The 6,620-nt window shown below is 63.8% G+C and carries 4 protein-coding genes; 2 read left to right on the forward strand and 2 right to left on the reverse strand.

The features are described from left to right. Positions 1 to 93: 93 nt before the first annotated feature. On the reverse strand, positions 94 to 738 hold the full coding sequence (fixJ, locus tag HV711_RS23675; protein WP_035477748.1) for an oxygen response regulator transcription factor FixJ: 645 nt from the start codon (positions 736 to 738) through the stop codon (positions 94 to 96). Next, a complete protein-coding gene (gene fixL, locus HV711_RS23680; RefSeq protein WP_035477749.1) occupies positions 735 to 3,251 on the reverse strand; it encodes an oxygen sensor histidine kinase FixL in 2,517 nt (838 codons plus the stop codon). The genes fixJ and fixL overlap by 4 nt, the downstream gene beginning before the upstream one ends. A gap of 275 nt (positions 3,252 to 3,526) precedes the next feature. Between fixL and aceE the strand changes: the two genes are divergently transcribed. Together aceE and HV711_RS23690 are read left to right on the forward strand one after the other, a co-directional pair. Continuing rightward, entirely contained in the window at positions 3,527 to 6,223 is a 2,697-nt protein-coding gene (gene aceE, locus HV711_RS23685; protein ID WP_013588934.1) for a pyruvate dehydrogenase (acetyl-transferring), homodimeric type, read from the forward strand. An 85-nt stretch (positions 6,224 to 6,308) separates the two neighbouring features. Beyond that, a partial coding sequence (locus HV711_RS23690; RefSeq protein WP_302479484.1) for a biotin/lipoyl-containing protein occupies positions 6,309 to 6,620 on the forward strand: 312 nt, incomplete at its 3' end.

A 6,620-nucleotide genomic window follows, 5' to 3' on the forward strand; every position in this document is an offset into this window, starting at 1 on the left:
AAGCGGACGAAAGCCTGCTGGCGAGCCGGACAGCATCAATCCGGCCGACGGTGCGCGGCGCGCCGCGGCGAGTGCCGCGCGCGCCGCCGACGCTTATTGTGCCGGTTGCGGCTTGTTGGACAGCGCGAGTCGCAGCAGATCGGCGACCGTGTTGACGTTGAGCTTTTCCTTGATGTTCGCGCGGTGGGCTTCCACCGTCTTGATGCTGATGCCGAGGTCGTCGGCGATCTGCTTGTTCAGGCGGCCCGCGATGATGCGCTCGAGCACCTGATGCTCGCGCGCGGTCAGCTTGCCGAGACGCTCCGCGGCCGCGCGTTGCTGCTGCACGCTGGTGCTTTCGCTGCGCGCCTTGTCGAGCATGCGCTCCACGAGCTTGCGCAGTTCGGCTTCGTCGAACGGTTTTTCGATGAAGTCCATCGCGCCTTTTTTCATCGTGGACACCGCCATCGGCACGTCGCCGTGACCCGTCACGAAGATGATCGGCAGCGACGCGTTGTCGGCGATCAGGCGTTCCTGCAGTTCCAGTCCGCTCATGCCGGACATCCGCACATCGAGAATCAGGCAGGCGATCTGGCCCGGATGCTGGTGCGGCTGCCACGCGTCGATAAACTGCTCGGCGCTGGAGAAGCACTGCACGCGGTAGCCGTTCGCCTCCAGCAGCCAGCGCAGCGAATCTCGCACGGCCTCGTCGTCGTCGACGACAAAGACAGTTTCCTGTGTGGTGACTGGGCTGTTCATAGCTCTCCCGTAACGGTTTGTGGTGTCGGCGCCTCGGACCCGCCGTTGCTCGGGCCGTCAGGCTCTCCAATAGGCAGACTGCAGTGGAACGTGGCGCCCGTGATGTGGCCGTCGGACTCGACGTTGTTCACCACCCACAGACGACCGCGGTGCGATTCGATAATCGAACGGCAAATGTTCAGCCCCATGCCCATGCCGTCGGACTTGGTGCTGTAAAACGGTTCGAACAGCCGCTCGGCCGTGGCTTCGTCGACGCCCGGCCCCTGGTCGACGAGGCTGATGCAGACAAAGCCGCTCTCCAGCCGCACGACCACGCGGATCACCGGATCGACCGCGTTGGGCCGCGCTTCCGCCATGGCCTCGGCGGCGTTCTTCAACAGGTTCACCAGTACCTGCTCGATCAGCACCGGGTCGACGTAGATGACCGGCAGCCGCGAGCGCATGTCGGTGACGATGCGAATGCGCCGTTTGCGCGCCTCGATTTCCGCGAGACCCACGGCGTCCGCGACGATGTCCGCGACGCGCGTGGCCTGCCGCTTCGGCTCGCTGCGTTTCACGAACTCGCGAATGCGCTTGATGATCATGCCGGCGCGCACCGCCTGTTGGGCGGTCTTTTCGAGCACGGGCAGCAGATTGTCAGGCGTCGTCCGACCCGATTTAACCAGTGCAACGGTTCCGGAGCAATAGTTGTTGATCGCGGCGAGGGGCTGATTCAGTTCGTGCGCGAGCGACGAGGCCATTTCGCCCATCGTCATCAGGCGGCTCGTGAATTGCAGCTTTTCGTCCTGCTGGCGCGACAGCTCCTGCGCCTGCTTGCGCGTGGTGATGTCGGTTGCGATCTGCATCTGCGCGAGGTGGCCGTCCACCCATTGAATGTACTGGCGGCGCACCTCGAACCATTTCTGGATGCTTTGCACATAGATTTCCTGCGCGTCGGCCGTACTTTCGGTCAGCGCGGCGGCGGGCAAGCCGGCGAAGGTGTCCACCATGTCGATCGAATCCGACGATGCCTGCGAGCTGTCGAAGCCGCCGCCCGCCAGTTCCAGATGGCCGTCCGGGCGAATGCCGAACAGGTGCCGGTAGTAGCGGTTAGCGAACAGCAGCTCGGCTTCGTCGGCGGCGAGCACGGACACGGCGGCGTCGAGACTTTCGAGCACGGTGGTGAAGCGCTCGTGCGCGGCGGCAAGTTCCTCGCGCGCCCGCTTCGGTTCGGTGATGTCCGTCATCGACGACATCCAGCCGGTCTGGCGGCCCGAGCTGTCGATGAGCGGCGACACGTAAAGGCGCGCATGGAACGTGGAGCCGTCCTTGCGACGCACCCGCAGCTCGAAGCCCGACGACGGCGCCTTGCCGCGCAGCGTCATGTCGAGCTGGCGCTGCATTTCCGGATAGGCGTCGCGCGGCCAGTACGCGAAAGGCGCCGTCTTGCCGACGAGGTCGCTTTCATCCCAGCCGGTCATGCGGCAGAACGCCGGGTTCACGTGCGTGATGCGGCCGTGCATGTCGAGCACGCGCATGCCGATCAGCACGGAGTTTTCCATTGCACGACGGAAGAAGGCTTCCGCATACAGCGCCTGTTGCGCCTCGAAACGCTGCCGCGTGTGTTTCCACAGGCTCCACAGACTCCACAGCACGAAGCAGGACAGACCCGCGACGAGCCACACCAGCGTGTTGTTGGTGAAGTTCGTCATTTGCGGGAACGCGTACACGCGCACCGAGACGCCCTGGCCCGGCGGGTCGAGCGGCAGGTCGTAGAACATGTCGCGCGGCAGGCGCGGCCGCGTGGACGTGGTGGTCAGTTCGCGGTTGTTCGCGTCGATGATCGAAATCTTGTACTTGGCCGACAGCTCAGGCGGAATGTCGTGCTTGAGAATGCCTTCCACCGAGAACACCGCGGCGATTGAGCCGAGAAAGTCGCGGTCGCGGAACACCGGCGTCTGTAGCGTGATGTAGCCGTTGCCGACGTCGTCGTAGATGAGCGGCGAATACACCTGGCGGCGCGTGCTGCGCGCCTCGGCAAAGGCGGCTTTGACCGCCTCGTCCATTTGCGTGTCGTTCGGCCTTGCAAGACGCTGGCCGAACACGGGCAACGCGGTATTAGGCCAGCGCGGCTGCTGCTGGCTCGTGTACCAGTTCATGTAGAGGATTTCGGGATGCCCCTGCATGATGTCCGTGGTGGACACCTGGAACGAATGGGGATCGGCGTGGCCCGCGGCGAGGTCGCGCGCGAGCGCCTGGATCTGTTCCTGCGCGCCCGTCATGGAAAGACGGATCTGCTGCTGCGCCCAGGCGACGTTGCGGTAAAGCGTGTCTTCCTGCTGCTGCTGCTCGCGCCGGTTCAGACTCCACAAAATCAGGCTCATGACGACCAGGAACACGAGGATCGACAGAAGCGGCGTGAGCAAATAGGAATTGGACCACCATGGCCCATGGTGCCAGCGGGAGGACGGCGACGAATCCGCCGGCGAACCAGCGGTGCGCGCCGATCGAGCGAAAAGCCGTTCGGTGAACATGCGTGGCATTGTAGCGCAGCGCGTCCCTCGCAAATGGCGCAAAAAACCACGGAAAGTGCCGCTAATCGGCGCACACTAGCCGACGTATCGGCTCAAAGGCAGTCAAATCAGGTTGCGCCGCAACAATTTTTCGCATTATGAGAATCGATCTCGTAATTCGAAAATTTTGTTGCGCCGACGTCAGGACCCTTATTACAATCGGCCGAAGCTGCCGCGGCCGTGCTTCGTCCGCGTCGTCTGTTCACAGAGCGTTCCTCTATATCCAGGAGACGAGCATGTCCGCTGTACCCGACGAAGTCATGAAATATGTCGCCGCCGAAAAAGACGACGATCCCCAGGAAACCGGCGAGTGGCTCGAAGCGCTGGATGGCGTGATTTCTGCTGTTGGCCCCGACCGTGCCCATTACCTGATCGAGAAGCAGATCGAGTTTGCCCGCGTGCATGGCGAACACCTGCCGTTCTCCGCCAACACCCCGTACATCAACACGATTCCGGTCTCGCGCCAGGCGAAAATTCCCGGCGACCAGGACATCGAACACCGCATCCGTTCATACACCCGCTGGAACGCCATTGCCATGGTGCTGCGCGCCGGCAAGGACACCAACGTCGGCGGCCACATCGCGTCCTTCGCGTCGGCGGCTACGCTGTATGACGTCGGCTTCAACCATTTCTGGCATGCACCGTCGCCCGAGCATGGCGGCGACCTCGTGTTCGTGCAGGGCCACTCGTCGCCGGGCGTCTACTCGCGCGCGTTCCTGCTCGGCCGCCTGACCGAGCAGCAGCTCGATAACTTCCGCCAGGAAGTGGGTGGCGAGGGCATCTCGTCGTATCCGCACCCGTGGCTGATGCCGGACTTCTGGCAGTTCCCGACCGTGTCGATGGGCCTCGGTCCCATCATGGCGATCTACCAGGCCCGCTTCATGAAGTACATGCAGGCGCGCGGCATCGCTAAGACCGATGGTCGCAAGGTGTGGGCTTTCCTCGGCGACGGCGAAACGGACGAACCGGAATCGCTCGGCGCGATCGGCATGGCCGGCCGCGAGCGCCTCGACAACCTCGTGTTCGTGATCAACTGTAACCTGCAGCGCCTCGACGGCCCGGTGCGCGGCAACGGCAAGATCATCCAGGAACTGGAAAGCGAATTCCGCGGCGCCGGCTGGAACGTCATCAAGGTCGTGTGGGGCAGCCGCTGGGACGCGCTCTTCGCGCGCGACAAGTCGGGCGCGCTCATGCGCCGCATGATGGAAGTCGTCGACGGCGAATACCAGACGTACAAGTCGGAGTCGGGCGCATTCGTGCGCGAGCATTTCTTCAACACGCCGGAGCTGAAGGCGCTCGTCGCCGACTGGTCGGATGAAGACGTGTGGAACCTGAACCGCGGCGGCCACGATCCGCACAAGATCTACGCCGCGTTCCACGAAGCCACTCAGGCGAAGGGCCAGCCCACCGTCATCCTCGCGAAGACGATCAAGGGCTACGGCATGGGCGAAGCCGGCCAGGCCATGAACATCACCCACCAGCAGAAGAAGATGCAGGTGGAGCAGCTGAAGAAATTCCGCGACCAGTTCCGTCTGCCCATCTCGGACGAGGATCTCGTCAACGTGCCGTACCTCAAGTTCGAAGAAGGTTCGAAAGAACTCGAGTACATGCGCGCCCGCCGCCAGGAGCTCGGCGGCTATCTGCCGGCGCGCCGCCAGAAGGCCGAGTCGCTCCCGGTGCCGGACCTGTCCGCATTCGAGCCGCTTCTGAAGGGCACGGGCGAGGGCCGCGAAATCTCCACGACCATGGCGTTCGTGCGGATTCTCAACATCCTGCTGAAGGACAAGGCGCTCGGCAAACGCGTGGTGCCGATCGTGCCGGACGAGTCGCGTACGTTCGGCATGGAAGGTCTCTTCCGTCAGATCGGCATCTGGAATCAGGACGGCCAGAAGTACATTCCGGAAGATTCCGATCAGCTGATGTTCTACCGTGAGTCGGAAACCGGCCAGATCCTGCAGGAAGGCATCAACGAAGCCGGCGGCATGTCGGACTGGATCGCAGCCGCGACGTCGTACTCGACGCACGGCGAGATCATGATTCCGTTCTACATCTTCTACTCGATGTTCGGCTTCCAGCGTATCGGCGACCTCGCATGGGCCGCGGGCGACATGCGCTCGCGCGGCTTCCTGCTGGGCGGCACGGCGGGCCGCACCACGCTGAACGGCGAAGGTCTGCAGCACGAAGACGGCCACTCGCTGCTGTGGGCCGCCTCGGTGCCGAACTGCATCAGCTACGACCCGACCTTCGGCTACGAACTCGCGGTCATCATGCAGGACGGCCTGCGCCGCATGGTCGCGGAACAGGAAGACGTGTACTACTACATCACGGTGATGAACGAGAACTACGAGCACCCGGCGATTCCGCAGGGTGAGAACGTGGCGTCGGACATCATCAAGGGCATGTATGCGTTCCGCAAGGCCGAGGCCGACAGCAAGGCGCCGCGCGTGCAACTGATGGGCGCGGGCACGATCTTCAACGAAGTGATCGCCGCCGCCGACCTGCTGAAGAACGACTGGGGCGTCGCTGCCGACCTGTGGAGCGTGCCGAGCTTCACCGAACTCGCGCGCGAAGGCCACGAAGTCCAGCGCTGGAACCTGCTGCATCCGACGGAAGAGAAAAAGCTTTCGCACGTCGAGAAGCTGCTGAAGGACGCCCAAGGTCCGGTCATCGCTTCGACCGACTACGTGCGTGCGCTCACCGAGCAGATCCGCGCGTTCGTGCCGCAACGTTTCGTCGTGCTGGGCACGGACGGCTACGGCCGCTCGGACACGCGCGAGAAGCTGCGTCATTTCTTCGAAGTGGACCGCTACTGGGTCACGGTTGCCGCGCTGAACGCGCTGGCAGACGAAGGCACGATCGAACGCAAGGTGGTCGCCGAGGCGCTCAAGAAGTACAACCTTGATCCCGCCAAACCCAACCCGATGACCGTCTAAGGCATCATTCCCCGTGTGCCACGGCGTGCGCGCCGTCCCTGAGCGATCAGGGGCGGCCGCGTGCGCGGCCCAGGAGACACTAACAATGAGTCAAGCGATCGAAGTCAAGGTGCCGGACATCGGCGATTACAAGGACATTCCTGTGATCGAGGTGCTGGTCAAGGCGGGTGACACCGTCGAGAAAGAGCAGTCGCTCGTGACGCTGGAATCCGACAAGGCGACCATGGACGTGCCGAGTTCGGCCGCCGGCGTCGTCAAGGAAGTCAAGGTCAAGGTGGGCGACAACGTGTCGGAAGGTTCGCTGATCGTCGTGCTGGACGGCGCGGCGGGCGGTGCGGCGGCGTCCGCTCCGGCCCCCGCCTCGGCCCCCGCCTCGGCCCCGGCTCCGGCACCTGCC

It is taken from the genome of Paraburkholderia phenoliruptrix, from assembly GCF_902859825.1.
GTDB classification, from domain to species: Bacteria; Pseudomonadota; Gammaproteobacteria; order Burkholderiales; family Burkholderiaceae; genus Paraburkholderia; species Paraburkholderia phenoliruptrix.